This is a genomic window from Caulobacter sp. Root487D2Y (assembly GCF_001427165.1).
GTDB lineage: Bacteria > Pseudomonadota > Alphaproteobacteria > Caulobacterales > Caulobacteraceae > Caulobacter.
The window spans coordinates 374,970-398,292 of sequence record NZ_LMFD01000001.1 but is presented as its reverse complement, the minus strand read 5'-3'; the positions used below and the strand labels follow the sequence as shown (position 1 = coordinate 398,292).

The following is a 23,323-nucleotide window of genomic DNA, read 5'->3' as shown; positions in this document are numbered from 1 at the left end:
CCTCCGGCCCATCCGGGCCGCCTCCCCCACGGGGGGAGGGCCTAGTCATGTCCGACGCCCTGACCCTGCCCCCAGACCCCCAGCGCATCGCCGCCGACCCGGCCATCTCGGCCTTCGTCACGGCCAATGCCGGCTCGGGCAAGACCAAGACCCTGATCGACCGGGTCGCGCGCCTGCTGCTGGCCGGCTCGACGCCCGAGGCGATCCTGTGCGTGACCTACACCAAGGCCGCCGCCGCCGAGATGCAGCGGCGGCTGTTCGAGCGGCTGGGCGAGTGGTGCGTGACCCCCGACGTCAAGCTGCGCGAGCAGCTCGGGGCGCTGGAGGGCCGCGACCCGGCCGGCTTCAGCCACCGCGATCTATCCGAAGCGCGGGGCCTGTTCGCCAAGGCGCTGGAGACGCCGGGCGGGCTGAAGATCCAGACCATCCACGCCTTCTGCGAGAAGCTGCTGCGGCGTTTCCCGCTGGAGGCCGGGGTCTCGCCGGGCTTCCAGGTGATGGACGACAGCGCCTCGGCCGCCATCGCCCAGGGCGCGCTGCGCCAGGTGGCGACCTATGTCACCGACCACGACGACGCCTTCGCCCTGGCCTACGCCCGGTTCTCGGTGGCCCTGGACTTCGCCAGCTTCGAGGCGATGTTCGCCACCTTCGAGACCCAGCGCGGGGCGATCGGCGACTATCTGCAACGGGTCGGCGGCCTGCGGGGGGCGGTCGAGGACGTCTGGAAGGTCTGCGGCTTCCACTACGGGGCCAGCAGCGTCGAGGACGTCACGGCCGAGGCCATGGCCGAACTGGACCGCGACCTCTGGCGCTCGGTGGCCGACGTGCTGCTGAACGGGACCAAGACCGACATCAAGTGCGCCGGCCAACTTCGGGCCGTGGCCGCCGATCCCGACGCCGACCTCGACCAGGCCCTGGCGGCGCTGTTCACCGAGAAGGGGGCCGGCACGCCCGCGACCTGGCCGGCCAAGACCTCGGGCCTCAAGAGCCGCGAGGACCTGCGCACGCGCCTGCTGGCCGAGCAGGAGCGGCTGGCCGAGGCCCGCGAATGGCTGCGCGCCGCCCGGGTGGCCGAGGACAGCGCCGACGCCCTGCGCCTGGCGGCCCTCTATGTCACCTCGCACCAGATCGAGAAGGACGCCCGCGGCGCCTTGGACTTCGCCGACCTGATCGACCGCACCAAGGTGCTGCTGACCGAAAAGGTCGACGCGGCCTGGGTGCTGTACAAGCTGGACGGCGGCATCGACCACATCCTGCTGGACGAGGCCCAGGACACCGCCCCCGAGCAGTGGGCGATCCTGCGGGCCCTGACCTCGGACTTCTTCGCCGGGGCCGGCGCGGTCCGCTGGCGGGCCACCCATCAGGGGGAGGACGTCCGCACCCTGTTCGTGGTCGGCGACGAGAAACAGTCGATCTATTCGTTCCAGGGCGCGGATCCCCAGCGCCTGCTGGCGGAGACGCAAGGCTACATCGCCCAGATCACCGCCGCCGACCGGATCGGCAAGGCCGTGCCCCTGACCATGTCGTACCGTTCGACGGTCGAGGTGCTGAGCTTCGTCGACGCCCTGTTCTCGGCCCCCGAGACGCGGTCTGGCGTGCCCGCCCCGGCCGGCGAGGACCTGGTGCGCCACCAGCCATTCCGCGTCGACCACAAGGGGTGCGTCGACCTGTGGCCGCTGGAGCGCGAGCTGCCCGGCGAGGAGCGCGAGGCCTGGGACGCGCCGCTGGACGCCGAGAGCGAGCACGGCGCCAACCGCCGCCTGGCCGAGAAGATCGCCGTCGAGATCCAGGCCCTGATCGCCCGCGGCGACGCGGTGTTCGACAAGGAAACCCGTCAGTGGCGGCCGGCCCATCCGGGCGACATCCTGGTGCTGGTGCGCCGGCGCAAGGCGCTGTTCGAGGAGGTGCTGCGGGCCCTGAAGCGGCGCGGCGTGCCGGTGGCCGGCGCCGACCGCCTGAGCCTGTCGGCCCACATCGTGTTCGACGACCTGCTGGCCCTGGGGCGGTTCTGCCTGTTCCCCGACGACGACCTGACCCTGGCGGCCCTGCTGAAGAGCCCGTTCTGCGGCCTGTCGGACGACGACCTCTACGCCCTGGCCAAGGGCCGGCCCGGCACGCTGTGGAAGGCCGTCAACGACCGCGCCGCCGAGCAGCCCAAATGGTCCGCCGCCCGCGACCTGCTGCGCTGGGCCCTGGCCGAGAGCCGCCGCAAGCAGCCGTTCGAGTTCTACGCCCTGCTGCTGGGCCGGGTGGACGACACCGTCCGCTCCAACCGCGCCAAGGTGCTGACCCGCCTGGGCGAGGAGGCCGCCGAGGCCCTGGACGAGTTCCTGGCCCAGATCCTGGCCGCCGAGCAGCGGGGGGTGCGCGACCTGGAAGCCCTGGTCGCCGACTTCGCCAGCCTCGACATCGTGGTCAAGCGCGAGATGGAGGGCGCGCGCCAGGAGGTGCGGGTGATGACCGCCCACGGCGCCAAGGGCCTGGAGGCGCCGATCGTCTTCCTGCCCGAGACCACCATGAAGGGCGGGGCGCGCGGCTCGCCGCTGATGCGGACGGAGGCCGGCGGCTTCCTGTGGTGCGCGTCCAAGGCCAACGACTGCGAGGCCAGCGCGAACGCCCGCGAGCGCCGCGAGAAGAAGGACGCCGAGGAGGCCCTGCGCCTCTACTACGTGGCCCTGACGCGAGCCCGCGACCGCCTGATCCTATGCGGCCGGATCGACGCGCGGACCAAGGACGAGAACGTCGGCGGCTGGTACGCCGCCGCCCAGGCCGCCTTCGCCCATCCCGATATCGAGCCGGGCGTGCGGGAGATCAGCGACGACGGACGCCGCCGCTTCGGGCCCGACCCGATGCGCGCCGATGCCTCGGCGCCGCGCCCGGCGCCGGGCCCCGTCCCGACGCCCGCCTGGACCCTGGCCCCGGCCGCGCCCGAGACGCCCGCCGCCCGCTACGCCGCCCCCTCGACCCTGGAGGACGAGGCCCGGGGCAGCGCGCCCTCGCCCCTGGCGGCGGTGTCGGGCCTGGGCCGCTATCGGCGCGGCGAGATCATCCACCGGCTGCTGCAGCTTCTCCCCGACATCGAGCCGGTGGGTCGCAGGACCGCCGCCGGCCGCCTGCTGGCCGCCGAGCGCGACCTGACCGACGACCAGCGCGCGGAAATGGCGTCCGCCGCCTTCGGCGTGCTGGAAGACCCCCGGTTCGCGGCGGTGTTCGGCCCCGGCTCGCGGGCCGAGGTCTCGGTGGCCGGCGGGGCCTCGAAGCTGCCGCCCGAGCTGAAGATCTCGGGCCGGGTCGACCGGCTGGTGGTCATGCCCGGCCGCGTCCTGGTGGTCGACTACAAGACCAACCGCCCCTCGCCCGACCGCATCGAGAACGCCGATCCGGCCTATCTGTCCCAGATGGCGGTCTACGCCGCCGTGCTGGCCGAGGTGTTCCCGGACCGCCCGATCGAGGCCGCGATCGTGTGGACGGACGGCCCCAAACTCATGGCGGTTCCAGAAAAGGTGATGGCCGCCGCCCTGGCCCGGCTGTTCTAGATCATTGCCGAGGGGGGCGCGGGTCCCTAAATCTTGCTGCAAGACGGGGCGCGAATCCCCACCCAGGCAGTTTGGGCCACACAGTTTTCTAGCGCGCCCCGATCCTCCGGGCGCAGATGGAGCCAAAGAGATGAGCACCGTGACGGTGACCGACGCGTCCTTCGAAAAGGACGTCCTGCAGGCCGACAAGCCGGTCCTGGTCGACTTCTGGGCCGAGTGGTGCGGTCCGTGCAAGCAGATCGCCCCGGCCCTGGAGCAGATCTCCGAGGAGCTGGCCGATCAGGTCACCGTGGCCAAGGTCAATATCGAGGACAGCCCCACGACCCCGTCGCGCTACGGCGTGCGCGGCATCCCGACCATGATGCTGTTCCGCGGCGGCCAGATGGCCTCGATGAAGGTGGGCGCCATGCCCAAGGCCAAGATCCTGGAATGGCTGAACGAAGCCGGCGTGCACCAGCCCGCCTAGGCGTTCGCTGGTTCACAGCGCACAGCCGCCCGCCTCGCCGACGCGAGGCGGGCGGTTTGCGTTTGGGGGGCGATTTGCGGACAGAAGCCCGCCCTGGGATCGCTCCAGGAACCGGACCGTCTTCGGGCGACCGGACCCCGGACGTCGCGCCGGCCCGAGACGATGGTCGCGGTAGGCACGGGCGTTAAAATGTGAAGTCTGCGTCGCGAAGACAGGCCGCATGCGCGGTTCGGGAGGTTCGCAATGCTCGTCCGCGCCTTGGCCCTCGTGGCGTTTCTGTCCAGCGCGCCGCTCGCGGCGGCGGCCGAGACGCCGCGCGCGGTCGCCGGCGGTCCGGAGACGGTTTCGCTCTGGCCCCACGGGGCGCCGGGCGCCGAACGGCGGTCCGACGAGCCCGAGATCGTCGAGAACACCTATGTGCGCAACGTCCAGGATCCATCCCTGACGGTGTTCCCGGCCGATCCGCGCCACGCCAACGGCGCGGCCGTGATCGTCGTGCCCGGCGGCGGGCATCGCATGCTGGTCTTCGTCAACGAGGGCGCCGGGCCGGCCAAGGCGCTCAACCGCTACGGCGTCACCGCCTTCGTGCTGAAGTACCGTCTGGCGCGCGAGGCGGGATCGACCTACGCGATCGAACGCGACGCCGCCGCCGATCTGCGCCGGGCTGTCCGCTGGGTGCGGGCCAACGCCGCCCAATATGGCGTGGACCCGCGCCGGATCGGGGTGATGGGCTTTTCGGCGGGCGGCGAGCTGGTCTCGCTGGTCGCCGACAACCCCGCGCCGCCCCAGCCGCCCTCGGCCGATCCGCTCGACGCGGTCAGCGCCCGTCCCGACTTCCAGGTGCTGGTCTATCCCGGGCCCTTGGGCATCCCCGCCCAGGCCGCGGCCGGCGCCCCGCCGGCCTTCATCACCGCCGGCTCCCTGGACCAATGTTGCGCCGAACCGGCCGTGACCCTCTACAGCCAGCTTCGCAAGGCCGGCGTGTCGGCCGAGCTGCACCTGTTCGCCGACATGGACCACGGCTTCAACATCGCCGCCCACTCCGAGAGCCTGTCGATCCTGCACTGGCCCGACCGCCTGGCCGACTGGCTGAGCGACGGCGGCTGGCTGCACGAACGGCCCTTGGTGGACGCCAAACCCCTCAAGCCCTGAAACCGCCGCCAATCACCGGAACCACGACCATGGACATCGGACGCCGCGACCTTCTCCTCGCCGCCGCCTCTCTCGCCGTCGCCTCGGTCGCGGGAGGGGCCCGCGCCGCCGGCGATCGCAAGATCGGCTACGCGATCGTCGGCCTGGGCTATTACGGCCTCAACGTCATCCTGCCCCAGTTCGTCAACTGCCAGCACAGCCGGGTCACGGCCCTGGTCAGCGGGGATCCGGCCAAGGCCCGCGCGACCGCGGCGCGTTATGGCGTGCCGGAGCGCTCGATCTATTCCTATGAGACCTTCGACCAGATCCGCGACAATCCCGACGTCGATGTCGTCTACGTCATCCTGCCCAACTCCATGCACGCCGAGTACACGATCCGCGCCGCCAAGGCGGGCAAGCATGTGATGTGCGAGAAACCGATGGCGACCTCGGTCGCCGAGTGCGAGGCGATGATCGCCGCGTGCAAGGCGGCGGGCCGCAAGCTGATGATCGGCTACCGCTGCCATTTCGAGGCCACCAATCTGGAAGCCATGCGCCTGGCCCGCTCGGGCGCGGCCGGCCGCGTCCGCTATGTCCGCTCCGAGCACGGCTTCGTGCAGCGCGACCCGTCGAAGTGGCGGCTGAAGAAGGCGATGGCGGGCGGCGGGTCGCTGATGGACATGGGCGTCTACAGCCTGCAAGCGGCGCGGTACATGACCGGCGAGGAGCCGGTCTCGGTCATGGCGCGCGAGTCCACGGACCGCGGCGATCCCCGGTTCGCCGAGGTGGAGGACATGATCGAGTGGCTGCTGAAGTTTCCGTCCGGCGCGATCGCCAGCTGCCTGTCGACCTACAGCGCCAACCAGAACCATGTCCTGCTGATGGGCGACAAGGGACGGATCGAGCTTGAGCCCGCCACCCGCTACGACGGCAACCGCCTGTGGACCGGCAAGGACGGCCGCGCGGAGGAAATCTCGCCGCCGCCCGGCCCGGCCAAGACCCAGTTCGCCGGCCAGCTGGATCACCTGGCCGATTGCATTCAAGCCGACCGCTCGCCGATCGTTTCGGGAGAAGAGGGCTTGCGCGACATGCGGATCATCGAGGCGATCTACCGGTCGGCGCGCGAGGGAAGAACGGTCAAGCTATAGCGGGCGGCCGGCACGGCCGACTCTGGGCCATCGTCATGCCCAAGGGCCGGCCGTACCACCGCGGATGCGGAATTGCGCCGGAAGCCGGCGTCTACTTCTTCCCGGGCGTGACGATGAACGGCGAGACCGAGGCCGGGGCCGTCTTCTTGTCCGCCTTGGGTTTGCGGACTTCCTTGTTGGACTTCTTCTGACCCTTGGCCATGGCGGCTCCTGCCTGGACGCTCGCGCGCCGGGGAGATCCAGCGGGCCGAGCCGCCCTTTCGGCGTGGGTCAAGTCTAGAGCTTCAGCGCGTCGAGACCTACGGATTTCGGGCGGCGCGGCCCACACCTCTCACACTCGTCTCCCCGGTCTGAACAACAGGGCCCGGGATGACGGGTGAAAATGGGATGGAGGAAGTCGCCCCCTAGGCCGCCTTCTTGGCCGCCTTTTCCTTCTTGGGCTTCTTGTCCTTCTTGCCGTGGGCCGGCTTCTCGGCCTTGGGGGCCTTGAGCTTCTTGGCCTTGGCCTCGGGCTCGGCGTGGACGTCGGTGACGGCCATGTCGGCCAACAGCTCCAGGAAGCCCTCGCGCTTGCTGGGCTTGAGCAGGGCCAGGATGCGGGCGTCGGCCATGGCCACCTTGGGCCGGCTCTCCGCCAGCACGGCGGCGCCGGCGGGGGTCAGGTTGACGGTGTTGGCGCGGGCGTCCTGGTCGGAGCGGTGGCGCTCCAGGTGGCCCTTGGTGATCATCCGGGCGACCATGTCGGCCAGGGTGGAGCGGTCGATGCCGGTGGCGCGGACCAGGCCCGTCTGGGTGACGCCCTCGTTCTCGGCCACCGCCGCCAGGACCGCGAACTGGCGCTGGGTGATCCCGCCCGATCCGCTTTCCTCGGCGTAGATGTCCAGGGCAAGCTGCAGGACCCGGTGCAGGAGATGACTGGGCGAACGGGCCAACGCCCCGCCGTGATCAGCCCCGTGGACGGCCTTGCCGTCCTTGTCCTTGGTCTTGGCCATGGTCCGTCGTCCCTCGTTTCCGCCGACGGACCTTTATGTACCACGGTTACGCGTCGTTTTGACGACAGATGGTCCGTGGGCTGTCGGTTGGCCTAGAATCCCGCGTCCGGCGGCTCGGGGGTCTTGGCCTCGTCGCCCTTGGCGATGTGCTTCATCATGAAGGGCACCTGGCTCAGCGAGAACAGCAGGGCCAGGGGCAGCAGGCCGATGCGGAACTTCACCCACATGTCGGTGGTCTGGGTCAGGCGGACCAGTTCGTTGGCGACGGCGGCGAAGGCGAAATAGCCGCCGTAGCGCAGGGTCAGGGTCCGCCAGGCCGCGTCGGGCAGATGCACGGCCTCGCCCATCAGGGCCTTGAGCGGCGCGCGGCCGGTGAGCACCCCGCCGATCATGAAGACCGCCAGGGCGGCGTTGACCACCGTGACCTTGACCTTCACGAACACGTCGCTGTGGAACACCAGGCCCAGGGTCCCGAAGATCAGGGCCATGACGCCGGAAAACAGCGGCAACAGCGCCACCCGGCGCTCGACCACATAGCCCAGCACCAGGGCCAGGGCCGAGGCGGCGACCAGCACCCAGGTGGCGGTCTGGAAATTCTTGGTGGCGAAGAACGCGACCCCGAAGGCGACCGGCGCGCCGTAGTCGATGGCGGTGCGCACCCAGGCGGCGTTCTTCTTGATCGCTTCGGAGGGGGCGGCTTCGGGAGGCGTGTCGGTCATGGTCAGTCTTCCAGGCCCACCAGAGAACGCGAGAAGGCCCGCGCGTCGAACGGCTGCAGATCATCGACGCCCTCGCCGACGCCGATCAGCTTGATCGGGCTGTCGGAGGCGCGGGCCACCGGCACCAGCACCCCGCCGCGCGCGGTGCCGTCCAGCTTGGTCATCACAATCCCGGACACCCCGACCTGGTTGCCGAAGATCTTTTCCTGGGCCAGGGCGTTGCGGCCGACCGTGGCGTCCAGCACCAGCAGGGTCTCGTGCGGGGCGTCGGGATCGACCTTCTTGAGCACGCGGATGATCTTCAGCAGCTCGTCCATCAGCCCCTGCTTGTTCTGCAGGCGGCCGGCGGTGTCGATCAGCACCACGTCGTGGCCTTCCAGCTTGGCGCGCTCGACGGCCTCGTAGGCCAGGGCGGCGGCGTCGGCGCCGGGCGGGCGGCTCATGAAGTCGGCCCCGGCCCGGTCGGCCCAGATCTTCAGCTGCTCGACGGCGGCGGCGCGGAAGGTGTCGCCGGCGGCGATCAGCACCTTGGCCTTGTGGTTGAGCGTCAGGTCCGAGGCGATCTTGCCCAGGGTGGTGGTCTTGCCCGAACCGTTGACGCCGATGAACAGCACCACATAGGGCTTGGGTCCCGACAGCGGGTCGAACACGCCCTCGCGGTCGGACAGCTCGGCGGCGACCAGCTCGGCCAGGGCCTCCTTGACCTCGGTCTCGGTCGACGACTTGCCGAACCGCGCCTTGCCGAAGGCGTCGGTGATGCGCGCGGCGATCTGGGGACCCAGATCCGCCTCGATCAGCATCTCCTCCAGCTGGTCCAGCTGCTCCTGGTCCAGCGGCTTCTTGGTGAAGGCGCCGGTGACCTGCTCGGTCATCGCCTGGGACGACCGGGCCAGGCCCGACGTCAGGCGCTGGAACCAGCCTTTTTTCTGCTCGGGCTTTTCGCTCATGGCGTTCCTTTAGAGCGTGGCAGCTGAAAGTGTGAGCGGTTTCAGCGCTCGCCACGCTCCAATTTTATAGAGATGGAGCCTGAGACAGGCTCTATCGGACGTGGCATGAAACGCCAATGGACGCGCTTTCGACCACCCTATTCTGGCTGGATTACGCCGCCGTCGCCGTGTTCGGCGCGACCGGCGCGCTGGCCGCCGCCCACCGCAAGCACGACATCATCACCTTCGGCTTCTTCGCGGCCATCACCGGGGTGGGCGGCGGGACGCTGCGCGACCTGCTGATCGACGCGCCGGTGTTCTGGATCCAGCGCCCCGGCTACGTCATGGTCTGTCTGCTGGCGGCCGTCGCCGTCTGGCTGCTGGGCAAGCGCGGCTGGCGGTTCCGGGCCCTGCTGTGGCTGGACGCCCTGGGCATGGCCGCCTACGCCGTGGTCGGCACGGCCAAGGCCCTGAACCTGGGCGTCCATCCGTTCACGGCGGTGATGATGGGCGTGCTGACCACCGCGTTCGGCGGGGTGATCCGCGACGTCCTGGCCGGTGAGCCGAACCTGCTGCTGCGCCGCGAGATCTACATCACCGCGGCCCTATTGGGCGCGGGGGTGTTCGCCGGACTGACCACTCTGTTCCATGTCGGCTTCTGGCCGGCCGGGATCGCCGGCTTCACGGCCGCCTTCGGCCTGCGGGCCTGCGCGCTGAAGTTCGGCTGGAGCCTGCCGGGATTCGCGGGCGGCGAGGAAGCGGATCAGGTGTCGTGATCGGGATGCTGGCGACTGACCACCGCGTCTGACGGCCCGATCGGCGGGCGCACGGGCATGTCGGCCAGGTGGTCCATCCAGGCGGGACGGCCCTCGACGGCCAGCTGCACCACCGGCTCGACCCGCGACGGGTCGTCGAAGGCGAACACCGCCAGGTCGATCTGGTCGGCGCTCCATTCGAAGGAGAGGGGCGTGCCGCAGGCGGCGCAGAAGCCCCGCCGGACGGCGTCCGAGCTCTGGAAACGCGACGGCGCGCCGCGCGTCCAGGTCAGGTCGGCGACGTTGACGGTGACCAGTGCTCCGAACGGCCCGGCGAAGGCCTTCTGGCACATGCGGCAATGGCAGATCGAGGCGCGGCCGACCTCGCCCTCGACCCGGAAACGCACCGCGCCGCATTGGCAGCCGCCGGTCAGGGCGCCAGTCGAATTGGGCGTCTCGGACATCGGAAACCTCAGTGCTTGGGGGGCGGAAACGACAGGATCGGAACCGGCGTCAGGCGGAAGGTCACTTCGTAGGCGTCGTGGTCGGACAGCACCGGACCGCCGGTGGCCGAGCCGTCGAACCGGGCCTCGACCTGGATCGGCCGGATCGCCACCTGGTCGCCCTGTTTGAAACCGATCAGGTCCTGGGTGTCCAGCCACGGCGCGTCGCCGTCGGCCGAGATCCTGGCGTCGCAGCTGTCGGGCGTCTGGAAGCAGACCTGGCTGACCACCTCGAACGGATAGCGCTGCATCACGTAGTCGTAGCGGTCGGGCGCGTGCATGACGTTGAAGTCGCCGCCGACGATCAGCGGCGCGCCGGGCGTGCGGTCGGTGCCCATGAACCGGCCCAGCTCGGCGGCCTGCAGGTGGTGGGCGATGCGGTTGCGATTGCGCGGCACGCCCGAGGCGCCCTTGGAATTGAGGTGGGTGTCGGCGATCTCGACCGGGACGGGCAGGCCGGGAACCTCCAGGCTGACCAGCATCACCCCCTTGTTGGCCAGGCAGTCCAGGCCCGCGCAATAGTGGTAGGCGTGCGACTTGACCCAGTTGATCGGGTGGTTGCTCAGCACCCACAGGCCGCTGGAGCCCCACTTGCCCCAGCCCTCGCCCTTGCGGCGGTATTTCACCCGCTTGTAGCGCGGCTTGTCCTCGCGGGTCAGCTGGCTGCCGTCGCGCTGCTTCTTGCGCGGCCCCTTGGCGACATAGGGATAGCCGCTGAGCTCGATCAGGTCGTCGACCTCGCCGCTGAAACCTTCCTGCAACAGGACGACATCGGGCTCGAGGCCCTTTTCGCGCAGGCCGGCCAGCTGGCGGCCGATGGCCCTGAGCTTGGAGCCGCGACCCGCCCGCACCGGCCAGGGCAGGCCCTCGACATTGTAGGTCATCACGCTGAGCTCGACCGACCGCATCGGGCCGATCGGATGGAAGGCGGCGGGCGGGGTGTCCTCGGTCTGGGGCTCCCGCGGGCGCGGCGCGTCTTGCGCGAGGGCCGCTTCCCCGGTCAGCAGGATGGCGGCGAGAACGGCCGTCAGGACGCGACGATCGATCATTCCTGGACGGCGAGCTCCGCGATCACCCGCGCGCCGTCGTGACCCACCACCCGGAAGGCGGCGATCTCGCCCTGCGGGGCGACGCCCCCCAAGGCGGGATCGAAGGCGATTTCGGTGAAGTCCTCGGCCCGGGCCACGCCCTCGCGTTCGATCAGGCCCGACAGGATGCGGCCGACCTGGCGCTGGAGGTGTCGCTCGAGCCCGGCCTGGCCCGCCTCGCGCAGGCGGCGGGCTCGGTCCTTGATCACAGGGCCTTTCACCGGCGGCATCCGCGCGGCCGGCGTGCCGGGGCGGGCGCTGTAGGGGAAGACGTGCAGGAACGCCAGACCCGCCTCCTCGACCAGCTTCAAGGTGTTGGCGAAGGCTTCCTCGGTCTCGGTGGGGAAGCCGGCGATCAGATCGGCGCCGAAGGCGGTGTCGGGACGCACGCGGCGGACCTCGGACACCAGCTTCAGGGCGTCGGCCCGGCTGTGGCGGCGCTTCATGCGCTTGAGGATCAGGTCGTCGCCGGCCTGCAGGCTCAGATGCAGGTAGGGCATCAGCCGCGGCTCGGTCTCGAGCAGCTTGAACAGGTCCGGATCGATCTCGGCGGCGTCGATCGACGACAGGCGCAGGCGCGGCAGGTCGGGGACCAGCTTCAGGATCCGGGCGACCAGCTGGCCCAGGGTCGGCTGGCCGGGCAGGTCCGTGCCCCACGACGTCACGTCGACGCCGGTCAGCACCACCTCGCGATAGCCCTCGGCCGACAGGCGGCGGACCTGTTCCACGACCTCGCCGGCCGGAGCCGAGCGCGAATTGCCCCGCCCATAGGGGATGATGCAGAAGGTGCAGCGGTGATCGCAGCCGTTCTGGACCTCGACATAGGCCCGGGCGCGGTCCTTGAGGCCGGCGATCAGGTGACCGGCGGTCTCCTTGATCGACATGATGTCGTTGACCCGCACGCGGGTGGAGGTGTCGAGCAGGGCGCCCGGGGCGGCCTTCTCGGCGTTGCCCAGCACCAGGTCGACTTCCGGCATGGCGGCGAAGGCGGCGGGGTCGATCTGGGCGGCGCAGCCGGTGACGATCAGCCGGGCGTCCGGCCGCTCGCGGCGGGCCTTGCGGATCGCCTGGCGGGCCTGGCGCACGGCCTCGTTGGTCACCGCGCAGGTGTTGAACACCACCGCGTCGGCCAGGCCGTCGGCCGACGCACGAGCCCGGATGGCCTCGGACTCATAGGCGTTCAGCCGGCAGCCGAAGGTGACGACGTCGACGCCGTCCGGACCGGACACGGTCGTCGCCGGTCCGCCCTCTTCGCCGACCGCGGGCGCGGGCTTCGGGGGCCTGGAGATGAGGGTGTAGGTCACGGGGCTTCGACCAACGCCGCGAAGGCGTCCTTCCAGTCGGGATGCCAGCGCGACAGGGCCGGACGGTTTTCGATGACGTCGCCCATGGCCCAGGCCATGCGCTTTTCGTCCAGCGAACGCGGCACGTCGTTGTCGGGGCACAGGATGTAGAAGTCGCCGCGCGCGATGCTGTCCAGCATGAACTGGACGGTCTGCTGCGGCGTCCAGGCGGCGGCCGGCTTGTCGCGGCCGCGCCGGGTCATGCCGGTATGGACGAAACCGGGGATCAGCAGGCGGGCGTCGACCTGGCAGTCGACCGTCTCGCGCAGGGTGTGGGCGAGCCCTTCCGTCAAGGCCTTCACCGCCGACTTCGACACGTTGTAGGCCGTATTGCCCGGCGGCTGGGTGATCCCTTGCTTGGAGCCGGTGTTGATGATCAGGCCAGGACGGCCGCTGGCCGCCATCTCCTCGCCCATCACCTGGACGCCGTTGATCACGCCCCACAGATTGACGTCGAGCACGCGCTTCCACGGGTCCTCGCCCGAAAAGACGTCGCCCCCGCCGCCGACCCCGGCGTTGTTCATCAGCACGTCGATCGCGCCGAACCTGTCGACGGCGACGTCGCGCAGGGCCTGGACGGCGGCGCGGTCGGCGACGTCGGTCTCCACGGCCAGGGCCTTGTCGCCGATGGCGTCGGCCGCCTTCTTCAGGGCCCGGCCCATGATGTCGGCCAGGACCACGTTCATGCCGAGGCCCGCGAAGGCTTGCGCGGCGGCCAGGCCGATGCCGTCGGCCGCGCCGGTGATCACGGCCGTCTTGCCGGGCCCGATCGCCGGATGAATGGGGGCGGGGTGGATCGTCATGCGACCGCGAGCTCCGGCAACTTGCCGACGAACTCCATGGTCACCGGGCCGGTCATGATCACGTGGCTGTCGCTGGCCCGCCATTCGATGGTCAGGACGCCGCTCTCGAACTCGACCTTGGCGACGCGGTTGGTCAGGCCGCGACGCACGGCGGCGACCTGGGCCGCGCAGGCGCCGGTGCCGCAGGCGGCGGTCAGGCCCGCGCCGCGTTCCCAGACCTTCAGCTTGATATGGTCGCGCGCCGCGATGTGGGCGAAGCCGACATTGACGCCTTCGGGGAACAGCGGGTGATGCTCGACCAGGCTGCCCGTGCCGCGCGCGAAGTCGTCGCTGACCGGGGCGTCGACAAAGAACACCACGTGCGGATTGCCCATCGAGACGCAGCCGGGGGTGTGGACCAGCGGCGCGTCGATCGGGCCGACCTGCAGCTCGATGCCGACGGTGTCCATCTCTTCCGCCAGCGGAATCTGGTCCCAGGCCAGACCGGGCCGGCCCATGTCGACGGTCACCAGCTTGTCGCCGGCCATCTGGCCCGTCAGGCGGCCGGCCACGGTGTCGAAGGCCACGGCGGTCTTGCCCGACGACTGCATCAGCAGCCAGGCCACGCAGCGCGTGCCGTTGCCGCAGGCCCCGGTCTCCTCGCCGTCCGAATTCCAGAACCGCACATAGGCGCTGGCGCCCTCGGCGCGCGGCGGGTCGATGGCGATCACCTGGTCACAGCCGATTCCGCCCTCGCCCCGTTTCGCGATCGCCCGGATCTCGTCCGGGGTCGGATTGAAGGGCTGGGTCAGGGTCTCGATCACGACGAAGTCGTTGCCGAGGCCGTTCATCTTGAGAAAGGTGCGGCTCATGGTGCGGGCTATATAGTGGAAAACCGCGCCGGAGTCAGAGGTCGGCCACAGCGGCGGCGTTTTGGTCGCGGCTTTTCGGGCGCCGCCCCTGGGGACATGCACTCACGGCGGAGCGCCGGCCAGGTTCGCGGGGCGTTTGAGATGAGTGCGTGTCCCCCAAGTCAGCCGTGGGCTTGCCGGAGGGGCTGGGGGCAACCGTGGGGACACGCACTCGCCCTGGCCGTCTGGACAAGATTTCACAGGCCTTGCCGTGAGAGCATGTCCCCGGCGGGGATCCAGCTGCCTCCATCCCCGCGAATTCGGCAAAGAAGTTCAACAACTTCAACGCTCTGAAAAAAAGCAGCGTCACCGACGCGCCAGTGTTCAAACCCCCCGCACAATAAACCCGTCTCCATCGCGGAGGAGGGCGCTTGGTACCGACCCGAAGCGGCGATGGAGGTGGAACCGAGCGGGGCCGGCTGGACCTGGCGATCGGATCGCGGCGGACGGCGGGGCTCAGAAGGCTCCAAGGTCCGGCGGGGACGATGGCCGGACGGGCGGGTCGACGGGGCCGGGAGGTTCAAACCGGCCTGTTCCAGGATCTGTCGGAGTCGCTGACGGCCCCTTCCGGGCGACTTTGATCCTGCCCGTCCGAGGGGGAACGTCGACCGGGATGAAACAGGCCCTCAGTCGCCGTCCCTTGAGAAGAACGGTTCCGCGGAGCGGTCTGTCCACGCCGAAACGCAAACACAACACTCACGGTCTCCGGGCCTGGCCCGGCCGCTCCGCGCCTCCTCACCCACTCGTCGCGAAAGCCCGAGGTCGGACAGTCGTGTCCGCCGCCAACCCTCCATGAGGAGACTGTCATGCCCAAGTCCAAGCCGCCCCGTCGTCGCAAGATCCGTCGAGGCAACGAGCTTCGCGTGTTGATGCTCGAGGGCGTCCGGGCCGCGTTGGCGCTGAACGACGCCACGTTGGCCAAGATCGACGAGGTTCTCAGCCGAACGCCGTCAGGTCCCCAGAGGACCCAGTTGCTGGCGCTTCGGGCGGAGATGAAGTCGCATCGGCCCGGCCTGCTGGAAAGCCGCGCCGACGCCATGACGCCGTGGTTCTTTGAATCGTAGGTCATCGACGCGCGCGGGCCCGGCTCGAATATCGAAAGGAGACAAAGATCAACCCGCATGGGTCTCGATCCTGTATCCTGTCGTTCTATGGGCGAACCCAATGCGTCGCCGTGGGATGGTCCGTTTGACAGCCGAAAACACCGACGGCCTGCGCCTCCGAGCCCGTCTCCGCGCCCTCTACCATGGCGCCTCGCCCACCGCGGTGCGGTTCCGCTATGGCGTCATCGTCATCGATCTGGCGATCATCGCCTTCTTCGTCGCCGCGCCGCTGATGCGCCGTCACGGCCTGACCTTCTACGCGATCGACTATCTCGTGGCGGCCTTCCTCGCGCTGGACCTGGCGGCCCGGGCCATCGCCCACGGCGAGATCAAGACCTGGCTCAAGAAGCCCATCACCTGGGTCGACCTGTTCGTGCTGGCCACCCTGCTGTTCCCGGCCTGGCTGTTCAATTTCGGCTTCCTGCGGGTGGTGCGGCTGTGGACCCTGATCCACAGCGAGTTCTTCTGGCGCACGATCGGCCGGCGCTACGACGACACCCGGGTCGAGCAGATCACCCGCGCGGCCTCCACCCTGGTGACCTTCGTCTTCGTGGTCACCGGCTTCGTCTATTCCAGCTTCGCCGGACGGCACGAAGGCATCGGCGGCTATGTCGACGCCCTCTATTTCACCGTCACCAGCCTGACCACCACCGGCTATGGCGACGTCACCCTGCCCGGCGCCTGGGGCAAGCTGCTGTCGATCGCGGTGATGCTGGGCGGAGTGTCGCTGTTCATCGGCCTGATCCAGTCGATCCTGCGGCCGCACAAGGTGACCTTCCCCTGTCCGTGCTGCGGCCTGCGCCGGCACGATCCCGACGCCGTGCACTGCAAGGCCTGCGGTCAGGTGCTGAACATCCCCAACGACGGCGACTGAGTCCTCTGGCGCGGGACATCTTTTGCGATACGGTCCGGGTCGAAGGCGCCGCTTTCCGAAGCCGCCGCCCTGTCACGACAGCCGCCGGATCCCCAGATGCGCAGACTGCTCCTCGCCCTCCTCGCCTCCACGAGCCTCATGACCACAGCCGCACAAGCCGCCGATCCCGTCCCCGCCGACACTGAAGCCCGCACGCCGCTGGCCGACCTGGGCAAGGACGATCCCTACAAGTGGATGGAGGAGATCGAGGGCGAGCGGCCGCTGGCCTGGGCCAAGGCGCAGAACACCCGCAGCCTGGCCGTGCTGCAGGGCGACAGCCGCTATGCCGGCCTGGAAAGCCAGGCCCTGGCCATCCTCAACGCCAAGGACCGCGTGCCGGGCGTGTCGTTCGCCGGCGACGGTTCGTTGCGCAACTTCTGGCAGGACGCCGAGCACGTGCGCGGCGTCTGGCGCCAGACGACGCTGGAGAGCTACCGCACCGCCGAACCCCAGTGGGAGACGATCCTCGACATCGACGCCCTGTCCAAGGCCGAGAACGCCAACTGGGTGTTCAAGGGCGCCGGCTGTCTGGCGCCTGACGACACCCGCTGCCTGGTCTCGCTGTCGAACGGCGGCAAGGACGCCATGGTCGTCCGCGAGTTCGACACCACCACCCGGACCTTCGTCGATCCCGCCAAAGGGGGCGGCTTCGTGCTGCCGGAGGGCAAGCAGAGCGTCGGCTGGCTCGACCGCGACACCCTGCTGGTCGCCCGCGAATGGGAGCCGGGCCAGGTGACCAAGTCGGGCTACGCCTATGTGGTCAAGGCCTGGAAGCGCGGAACGCCCCTGGCCTCGGCCAAGGAGGTGTTCCGGGGCACGCCGGACGACGTCTCGGCCTCGGCCTACACGCTGCTCGACGCCGACGGCAAGGTGGTGGCCACCCTGGTCAACCGCGCGGTCAGCTTCTTCGAGGCCGAGACCTATCTGCTGACCGACAAGGGCGCGGCGAAGCTGCCCCTGCCGCTGAAGAGCTCGGTGCAGGGCTATGTCGCCGGCCAGATGATCATGACCCTGGAGCAGGACTGGCCCGAACGCGGCTTCAAGACCGGCGACCTGATCAGCTTCGACCTGGCCGCCTTCAAGGCCGATCCGGCCAAGGCCGCCGCGACCCTGGTTCTGCGCCCGACCGCCAAGCAGTCGGTGGAAACGGTCACCACCACCCGCGACAGGCTGGTGGTCGGCCTGCTGGACAATGTCACCGGCGGGGCCCTGGTCTACAGGCACGGACCCGGGGGCTGGACCAGCCAGAAGCTGGCCCTGCCGACCAACTCGACGATCGGCCTGGGCTCGGCCTCGCAGAAGGACGACCGACTGTTCCTCAGCGTCACCGGCTATCTGACGCCCTCGACCTACTGGCTGGCCGACGCGGCCTCGCTGCAGCTGGAGCAGGTCAAGGCCTCGCCCGCCCGCTTCGACGCCTCCGCCCACGTGGTCGAGCAGTTCGAGGCGACCAGCACCGATGGGACCAGGATCCCCTATTTCGTGGTGCGGCCCAGGGGCGTGAAGTACGACGGGACGGCCCCGACCCTGCTCTACGCCTATGGCGGCTTCCAGGCCTCGATGACCCCGGCCTATTCGGGGGTGATGGGCAAGCTGTGGCTGGAGCGCGGCGGGACCTATGTGGTGGCCAACATCCGCGGCGGCGGCGAGTTCGGCCCGGCCTGGCACAACGCCGGCCTCAAGGAGAACCGCCAGAAGGTCTATGACGACTTCTTCGCCGTCTCCCAGGACCTGATCACCCGCAAGATCACCTCGCCGCGCCGCCTGGGGATCATGGGCGGCAGCAACGGCGGCCTGCTGATGGGCGTGGCCCTGACCCAAAGGCCAGAGCTCTACAACGCCGTCGTCGTGCAGGTGCCGCTGTTCGACATGATCCGCTACACCCAGATCGGGGCCGGCGCCTCGTGGGTGGGCGAATACGGCGACCCGGCCATCCCGTCCGAACGGGCGGTGATCGCCAAATACGACCCCTATTCCAACCTCAAGGCGGGCCAGAACTATCCCGAGGTGTTCATCGAGACCTCGACCAAGGACGACCGCGTCCATCCGGCCCACGCCCGCAAGGCGGCGGCGCGGCTGGAGGAACTGGGCTATCCGGTGCTGTATTACGAGAACATCGACGGCGGCCACGCGGCCAGCGCCAACCTGGCCGAGACCGCCCGCCGCCAGGCGCTGGAATACATCTATCTGTCGAAGAAGCTGATGGACTGACCGGGGGCCCGGAGAAGCCTGTTTTCCGGGCCGTAAACCCTAGTTCAATCTCTGCCCGTCATGATGGCGTCGATTGTCCGGCCGCTCTTCCGGCCGAGCCGGATCGAGGTTGCCTTGAAGATCGACGTCTTCCCCGCCCTGGAGCTGCCCGCGGAGGTCCACGCGGCCTGGTCGGCCGTCCAGGCCGGCGAGACGCGCCTCGACAGCCCGTTCCTGTCGCCGCTGTGGGCCCAGGCGGTCGCCCGCGCCCAGGGGCCGGCCGGCGGCGTGCGAATCGCGGTCCAGCGCGACCCGGCCGGCGACCCGGCGGCGTTCCTGGCCGTGCGCAAGCGCGGCTCCACCGCCATGCCGGTCGGCGCGCCGATGAGCGACTACCAGGCCCTGGTGGCCCGCGACGGCTTCAGGGCCGACCCGCGCGCCATGCTCCAGGCCCTGGGCGTTTCGCGCTACGATTTCTGCCACATGCTGGCCGAGGATCCGGCCTTCCAGGGTCACGCCCGCGGCCGGGACGTGTCCTGGGTGGTCGAGGTCGCCGACGGCTACGCCGCCTATGAGGCCGAGCGCAGGGCGGCCGGGATCGGCGCGCTGAAGGACATCGACAAGAAGCGCCGCAAGGTCGAGCGCGAGGTCGGGCCCGCCCGCTTCACGGCCCTGTCGGCGTCCCGCGCCGACTACGAACAGCTGATCGCCTGGAAACGCGCCCAGCTGGCCGCCACCGGCCAGACCGACCTGTTCAAGACCGCCTGGGTCATGCGGCTGATGGACGAGCTGCTGGAGACCCGTGACCCGGCGTTCGGCGGCGGGCTCTACACCCTGCACCTGGGCGACGACCTGGCGGCCGTGCATTTCCACCTGCGGGGCGGCGCCACGATCCACGGCTGGCTGATCGCCCACGATCCACGGTTCGAACGCTACTCGCCGGGCCTGCTGCTGTTCCAGGACATCCTCAGGAGCCTGGACGCCGGGCCCTACAGGCGCCTCGATCTTGGGGCCGGCGACTATCGCTTCAAGCGCGAGCTGTCGAACCGGCAACAGGGCGTGATGTTCGGGTTCCTGGGCGCGCCGTCGGTCTCGACCCTGGCCCGCACCGCGGTCTACGGCCTGCGCGAGGTCGCCGAGGCCCTGCCGCTGGGGCCGGTCTCGGCCCTGCCGGGCAAGGCGATGCGGCGGATCGACGTCCTGCGCGGGCTGCGCTGAGTCAGACGGTTCGACCTTAAGAGGCGCGCGCGATCAACGCGATCACGCAGCTCCAGAGCATGAGATTGACGGCGGAAATAAACAGAAGCCAGCCCAGACGACCCTGACGGCCGTCGTGCCGCCCGCGATACGCATCCCCGCGAACCACATGACCCATGGTTTCCTCCAAAGCTCTCTGGTGGAGCTTGAATCGGATGAAACTCCCGTTCCCGAGTAGGCGCAAGCAAGTTTGATCGGCTGTCCCACGACAATCCCGAAAATGTGACGATACTCCAGCTGGGCCGTGACGGGCATGACCCGGAGCCTGTCAGCTCTAGGGCGAAACGCCGTTGATCCGCAGGGCCGGCGGATCGATGCGGCCGGCCTCCCAGGCGCGCGTCCAGGCCAGGCGTTTGACCGGTTCCCGGAAGGCGAAGCGCAGCAGGTGATCGGCGACGACGTCCTCCAGTCGGGCCAGGCCCTCCAGGTCGGCGGCCTCGATCGTGACGTCGAGACCCTCCAGATCGGCCATCATGCTGCAGGTCCCGAGCGGCAGTGGGATCAGGGCCGAGATGTCGTCGTACGACACCTCGAACCTGTGGCCCCAGTGCTTGGCCAGCTGAGTCATGTAGCGCGCGGCCTTGTCGGTGGTCAGGCGGGCATGGCTCTGCATGAGGCTAGACCCCTTCGATGGCGGCGGCCGCGTCGTCCATGACCTTGGCGATCGCCGAGACCTGTTCGGGCGTCAGCGAGCCGGAGGTCAGCTTCAGGCGCAGGGCGGTCTTGAGGTTCTCGCGGGCCCGCATGATCTGAGGCGAGAAGGCGGCGCTCTGGGCGGCGGCTTCGGCCATGCGGGTGAACAGGCCGTGGACCGGCTGGCTGTTGCTTTCCAGGAAGGCCCGGCCCTCGTCGGTGATCGTGTAGAGCTTCTTGCCGCCGCCGGCGTCGGCCGCGGTGACGTAGCCCAGCTCTTCCAGCAGGGTCAGGGTCGGATAGATCACGCCCGGGCTGGGGGTGTAGGCGCCGCCGGCGGCGGTCTCGACGGCCTTGATCAGCTCGTAGCCGTGGCTGGGCTTGTCGGCGATCAGCTTCAGCACGACCAGACGCAGATCGCCGTGATCGAAGAACCGGCCCATGCGGCCGCCGCGGCGATGATGGCCCTCGTGGCCGTGGAAGCCGAACGGGTGGCGGCCGAAGGGCGCGCCGTGATGACCGCCGTGGCGGCCGTGGTGGGGATGACGTCCAAACATGTAGGTTTTAGATCCTGTTTCGTTATATCGAAGATACAGATATATCGGATTGGCGGAACGTCAAGAGTGTTTTTCGATATATCTAAAACCGACCTAAAAGAAAGGCGCGCGCCGCATCGACGCGCGCCTTCTTCGAACCCGCCCTAGGCGCCCGGCGGAACCGGGAAGCCGCGGTTGCGCATCAGCGCCCCTATCTTCACGTCGCGGCCGCGGAAGCGGCGGAAGGCCTCGCCCGCGTCGATCGTATTGCCCACGCTCATGATGTCGTCGTGCAGGCGCTTGGCCACGGCCTTGTCATAGAAGCCGCCGGGCGCCTCCTCGAAGGCCTCCGCGGCGTCGGCGGTCAGGGTGTCGGCCCAGATGTAGTCGTAATAGCCGGCCGAATAGCCGTCGCCCGAGAAGATGTGCCCGAACTGGGTGGGCCGGTGGCGCATGACGATCTCGGAAGGCAGGCCGATCTCGGCCATGGCCGATTTCTCGAAGACCGCCGGGTCGATGGCCTGGCCCTTGGCGGCCAGGTGGATCTTCATGTCGTAGATCGCCGAGGCCAGGTATTCGACCGTCGAGAAGCCCTGGTTGAAGGTCTTGGCCTTCTCGATCTTGGCCACCAGCTCGTCGGGGATCGGCTTGCCGGTCTGGTAGTGGACGGCGAACTGGCTCAGCACCGGCTTGGTCGGCAGCCAGTGCTCGTTCAGCTGGCTGGGGAACTCGACGAAGTCACGGGCCACATTGGTGCCGGCCAGGCCGGGATAGTTCACGTCCGAGTTCAGGCCGTGGAGGGCGTGGCCGAACTCATGGAACATAGTGACGGCGTCGTCCCACGAGATCAGTACCGGCTCGCCGGGCTTGCCCTTCACGAAGTTGCAGTTGTTGGAGACGATCGGGGTGACCACGCCCTTGAACTTCTCCTGGGTGCGGTACTCGCTCATCCAGGCGCCCGACTGCTTGCCGGCCCGGGCATAGGGATCGAAGTACCACAGGCCCACGCGCTGCCCGCCCCTGGTCACCTCCCAGACGCGCACGTCCGGATGGCAGACCGGCACGTCGGCGATCTGGGTGAAGGTGAAGCCGTAGAGCTGGCCCGCCGCCCAGTGGATGGCCTCGCGCAGCTTCTCCAGCTGCAGGTAGGGTTTGACCACGTTCTGGTCGAGGTCGTAGCGCGCCTTGCGCACCTTCTCGGCGTAGTGGCGGTAGTCCCAGGGGGCGATCTTGAAGGTCGCGCCTTCCGCGTCGGCCACCTTCTGCATGTCGGCCACTTCCTCGTGGACCCGGGCCACGGCCGGCTTCCAGACCTGCATCATCAGGTCCATGGCCGCGTCCGGGGTCTTGGACATCTGGTCGGCCGTGATCCAGTGGGCGTAGGTTTCGAAGCCCAGCAGCTGGGCCTTCTCGGCCCGCAGCTTGAGGATCTCGGTGATCACCGCCTTGTTGTCGCGGGCGTCGTTGTTGTCGCCGCGCGACACCCACATCCGCCAGCCCTTCTCGCGCAGGTCGCGGCGGTCGGAATAGACCAGGAACGGCTCCATCGACGAGCGGGTGTTGGTGATCAGCCACTTGCCCTTCAGGCCCTTTTCCTCGGCGGCGGCGGCCGCCCCGGCCTTCACCGAGTCCGGCAGGCCCGTCAGGTCGGCCTCGGCCAGCTCCAGGGTGTAGCTCTCCTCGTCGGCCAGCTCGTTCTGGCTGAACCTGGTGTAGAGGCTGGCCAGGGCCTGGTTGATCTGGCCCAGACGAGCCTTCTTGGCGGCGTCCAGCGCCGCGCCCTGACGGGCGAAAGAGTTGTAGACCACCCAGGCCAGGCGCTTCTGCTCGGGCGTCAGGTTCGAGGTTTCGCGGGCGTCGTAGACGGCCTTGATGCGAGCGAACAGCTGCTCGTTCTGGACGATCTCGTCGCCGAACGCCGCCAGCTTCGGCGTGGTCTCGGCCTCGACCTTCTGCATGGCCGCGTCGTTCATCGTCGAGGTGAACACCCCGAACAACGCGCCCACCCGGTTCATGGCGCGACCGGAATCCTGGTAGGCCGCCATCACGCCCTCGAAGGTCGGAGCCGAGCGCTTGGCGGTCAGGGCGAACAGTTCCCGGCGCTGCTCGGCCATGGCCGTCTCGAACGCCGAGGCGAACAGCTCGGGCTTGACCTTGTCCAGCGGCGGCAGGCCGCCGTGCGGACCCGTCCAGGGGGCCAGAAGGGGATTGGGTGAAGCGGCGGCGGGGGTGGCGGCTTTGGCGATCATGGGCATCAGGGCGGTCGCGCTGGCGGCGGCGAGGAAGGAACGACGCTTCACGGGCGGGTCTCCGGAAAAAGGGAGCTGAACCCTAGAGCGCCGCGCGGCTGGTCGTTAAGCGCTTTCGCGCGGAATTCGTGCCGCCAGCCAT

At 69.3% G+C, this 23,323-nt stretch carries 21 protein-coding genes; 9 read left to right on the top strand and 12 right to left on the bottom strand.

The window, feature by feature from the left end:
• Nucleotides 1–47: 47 nt before the first annotated feature.
• The 4 genes from addA to ASD38_RS01865 all read left to right on the top strand — a co-directional run bounded on the left by addA (nt 48) and on the right by ASD38_RS01865 (nt 6,281).
• Nucleotides 48–3,536: a double-strand break repair helicase AddA gene (gene addA, locus ASD38_RS01880; protein ID WP_056457078.1), complete on the top strand. Its 3,489-nt coding sequence runs from the start codon at nt 48–50 to the stop codon at nt 3,534–3,536.
• Nucleotides 3,537–3,666: 130 nt separating this feature from the next.
• Nucleotides 3,667–4,002 carry a thioredoxin gene (trxA, locus tag ASD38_RS01875; protein WP_056443639.1) on the top strand — a complete coding sequence of 112 codons (336 nt, stop codon included), beginning with the start codon at nt 3,667–3,669 and terminating at the stop codon, nt 4,000–4,002.
• A 243-nt stretch (nt 4,003–4,245) separates the two neighbouring features.
• The gene (locus tag ASD38_RS01870) at nt 4,246–5,154 is read left to right on the top strand and encodes an alpha/beta hydrolase (protein WP_056457075.1); all 909 of its coding nucleotides are present in this window, start codon (nt 4,246–4,248) and stop codon (nt 5,152–5,154) included.
• 29 nt (nt 5,155–5,183) lie between these two features.
• Nucleotides 5,184–6,281: a Gfo/Idh/MocA family protein gene (locus ASD38_RS01865; RefSeq protein WP_056457072.1), complete on the top strand. Its 1,098-nt coding sequence runs from the start codon at nt 5,184–5,186 to the stop codon at nt 6,279–6,281.
• A gap of 91 nt (nt 6,282–6,372) precedes the next feature.
• Here the strand turns inward: ASD38_RS01865 and ASD38_RS23650 are convergent, their stop codons facing one another.
• The 4 genes from ASD38_RS23650 to ftsY all read right to left on the bottom strand — a co-directional run bounded on the left by ASD38_RS23650 (nt 6,373) and on the right by ftsY (nt 8,939).
• Nucleotides 6,373–6,483, bottom strand: coding sequence for a hypothetical protein (locus ASD38_RS23650; protein WP_018061233.1), 111 nt, complete (start codon nt 6,481–6,483; stop codon nt 6,373–6,375).
• A 202-nt stretch (nt 6,484–6,685) separates the two neighbouring features.
• Nucleotides 6,686–7,273, bottom strand: coding sequence for a MarR family winged helix-turn-helix transcriptional regulator (locus tag ASD38_RS01860; RefSeq protein WP_056443631.1), 588 nt, complete (start codon nt 7,271–7,273; stop codon nt 6,686–6,688).
• Between the two features lie 92 nt (nt 7,274–7,365).
• Nucleotides 7,366–7,992, bottom strand: coding sequence for a septation protein IspZ (locus ASD38_RS01855; protein ID WP_056443628.1), 627 nt, complete (start codon nt 7,990–7,992; stop codon nt 7,366–7,368).
• 2 nt (nt 7,993–7,994) lie between these two features.
• Nucleotides 7,995–8,939, bottom strand: a complete 945-nt coding sequence (gene ftsY / locus ASD38_RS01850; RefSeq protein WP_056443627.1) for a signal recognition particle-docking protein FtsY — start codon at nt 8,937–8,939, stop codon at nt 7,995–7,997.
• Nucleotides 8,940–9,055: 116 nt separating this feature from the next.
• Between ftsY and ASD38_RS01845 the strand changes: the two genes are divergently transcribed.
• On the top strand, nt 9,056–9,694 hold the full coding sequence (locus ASD38_RS01845; protein WP_056443626.1) for a trimeric intracellular cation channel family protein: 639 nt from the start codon (nt 9,056–9,058) through the stop codon (nt 9,692–9,694).
• Here the strand turns inward: ASD38_RS01845 and ASD38_RS01840 are convergent.
• The 5 genes from ASD38_RS01840 to dapF are packed head-to-tail and all read right to left on the bottom strand — an operon-like array spanning nt 9,682 to nt 14,261.
• Nucleotides 9,682–10,137, bottom strand: a complete 456-nt coding sequence (locus ASD38_RS01840) for a GFA family protein (RefSeq protein ID WP_056443623.1) — start codon at nt 10,135–10,137, stop codon at nt 9,682–9,684. The two genes, ASD38_RS01845 and ASD38_RS01840, sit on opposite strands and share 13 nt — an antisense overlap.
• An 8-nt stretch (nt 10,138–10,145) precedes the next feature.
• Nucleotides 10,146–11,225: an endonuclease/exonuclease/phosphatase family protein gene (locus tag ASD38_RS01835; RefSeq protein ID WP_056457069.1), complete on the bottom strand. Its 1,080-nt coding sequence runs from the start codon at nt 11,223–11,225 to the stop codon at nt 10,146–10,148.
• Nucleotides 11,222–12,568 (bottom strand): tRNA (N(6)-L-threonylcarbamoyladenosine(37)-C(2))-methylthiotransferase MtaB, encoded by a 1,347-nt coding sequence (gene mtaB, locus ASD38_RS01830; RefSeq protein WP_056457067.1) that lies wholly within the window; start codon nt 12,566–12,568, stop codon nt 11,222–11,224. The genes ASD38_RS01835 and mtaB overlap by 4 nt, the downstream gene beginning before the upstream one ends.
• The gene (locus tag ASD38_RS01825; RefSeq protein WP_156390523.1) at nt 12,565–13,494 is read right to left on the bottom strand and encodes an SDR family NAD(P)-dependent oxidoreductase; all 930 of its coding nucleotides are present in this window, start codon (nt 13,492–13,494) and stop codon (nt 12,565–12,567) included. The genes mtaB and ASD38_RS01825 overlap by 4 nt, the downstream gene beginning before the upstream one ends.
• Nucleotides 13,407–14,261, bottom strand: coding sequence for a diaminopimelate epimerase (gene dapF / locus ASD38_RS01820; RefSeq protein ID WP_056457064.1), 855 nt, complete (start codon nt 14,259–14,261; stop codon nt 13,407–13,409). Before dapF ends, ASD38_RS01825 begins: the two co-directional genes overlap by 88 nt.
• Nucleotides 14,262–15,106: 845 nt before the next feature.
• Between dapF and ASD38_RS01815 the strand changes: the two genes are divergently transcribed.
• From ASD38_RS01815 to ASD38_RS01800, 4 genes are all read left to right on the top strand, one after another.
• Entirely contained in the window at nt 15,107–15,364 is a 258-nt protein-coding gene (locus ASD38_RS01815) for a hypothetical protein (RefSeq protein ID WP_056443613.1), read from the top strand.
• A gap of 115 nt (nt 15,365–15,479) precedes the next feature.
• Nucleotides 15,480–16,277 carry a potassium channel family protein gene (locus ASD38_RS01810; protein ID WP_056443609.1) on the top strand — a complete coding sequence of 266 codons (798 nt, stop codon included), beginning with the start codon at nt 15,480–15,482 and terminating at the stop codon, nt 16,275–16,277.
• A 96-nt stretch (nt 16,278–16,373) separates the two neighbouring features.
• Nucleotides 16,374–18,527, top strand: a complete 2,154-nt coding sequence (locus ASD38_RS01805) for a prolyl oligopeptidase family serine peptidase (RefSeq protein WP_056457063.1) — start codon at nt 16,374–16,376, stop codon at nt 18,525–18,527.
• 114 nt (nt 18,528–18,641) lie between these two features.
• Nucleotides 18,642–19,724: a GNAT family N-acetyltransferase gene (locus ASD38_RS01800; protein ID WP_056457060.1), complete on the top strand. Its 1,083-nt coding sequence runs from the start codon at nt 18,642–18,644 to the stop codon at nt 19,722–19,724.
• A 313-nt stretch (nt 19,725–20,037) separates the two neighbouring features.
• Here the strand turns inward: ASD38_RS01800 and ASD38_RS01790 are convergent, their stop codons facing one another.
• From ASD38_RS01790 to ASD38_RS01780, 3 genes are all read right to left on the bottom strand, one after another.
• Nucleotides 20,038–20,376 (bottom strand): DUF2218 domain-containing protein, encoded by a 339-nt coding sequence (locus tag ASD38_RS01790; protein WP_056457058.1) that lies wholly within the window; start codon nt 20,374–20,376, stop codon nt 20,038–20,040.
• Between the two features lie 4 nt (nt 20,377–20,380).
• On the bottom strand, nt 20,381–20,953 hold the full coding sequence (locus tag ASD38_RS01785) for a PadR family transcriptional regulator (protein ID WP_056443594.1): 573 nt from the start codon (nt 20,951–20,953) through the stop codon (nt 20,381–20,383).
• Between the two features lie 143 nt (nt 20,954–21,096).
• Nucleotides 21,097–23,232 carry a M3 family metallopeptidase gene (locus ASD38_RS01780; protein WP_056457057.1) on the bottom strand — a complete coding sequence of 712 codons (2,136 nt, stop codon included), beginning with the start codon at nt 23,230–23,232 and terminating at the stop codon, nt 21,097–21,099.
• Nucleotides 23,233–23,323: the final 91 nt, after the last annotated feature.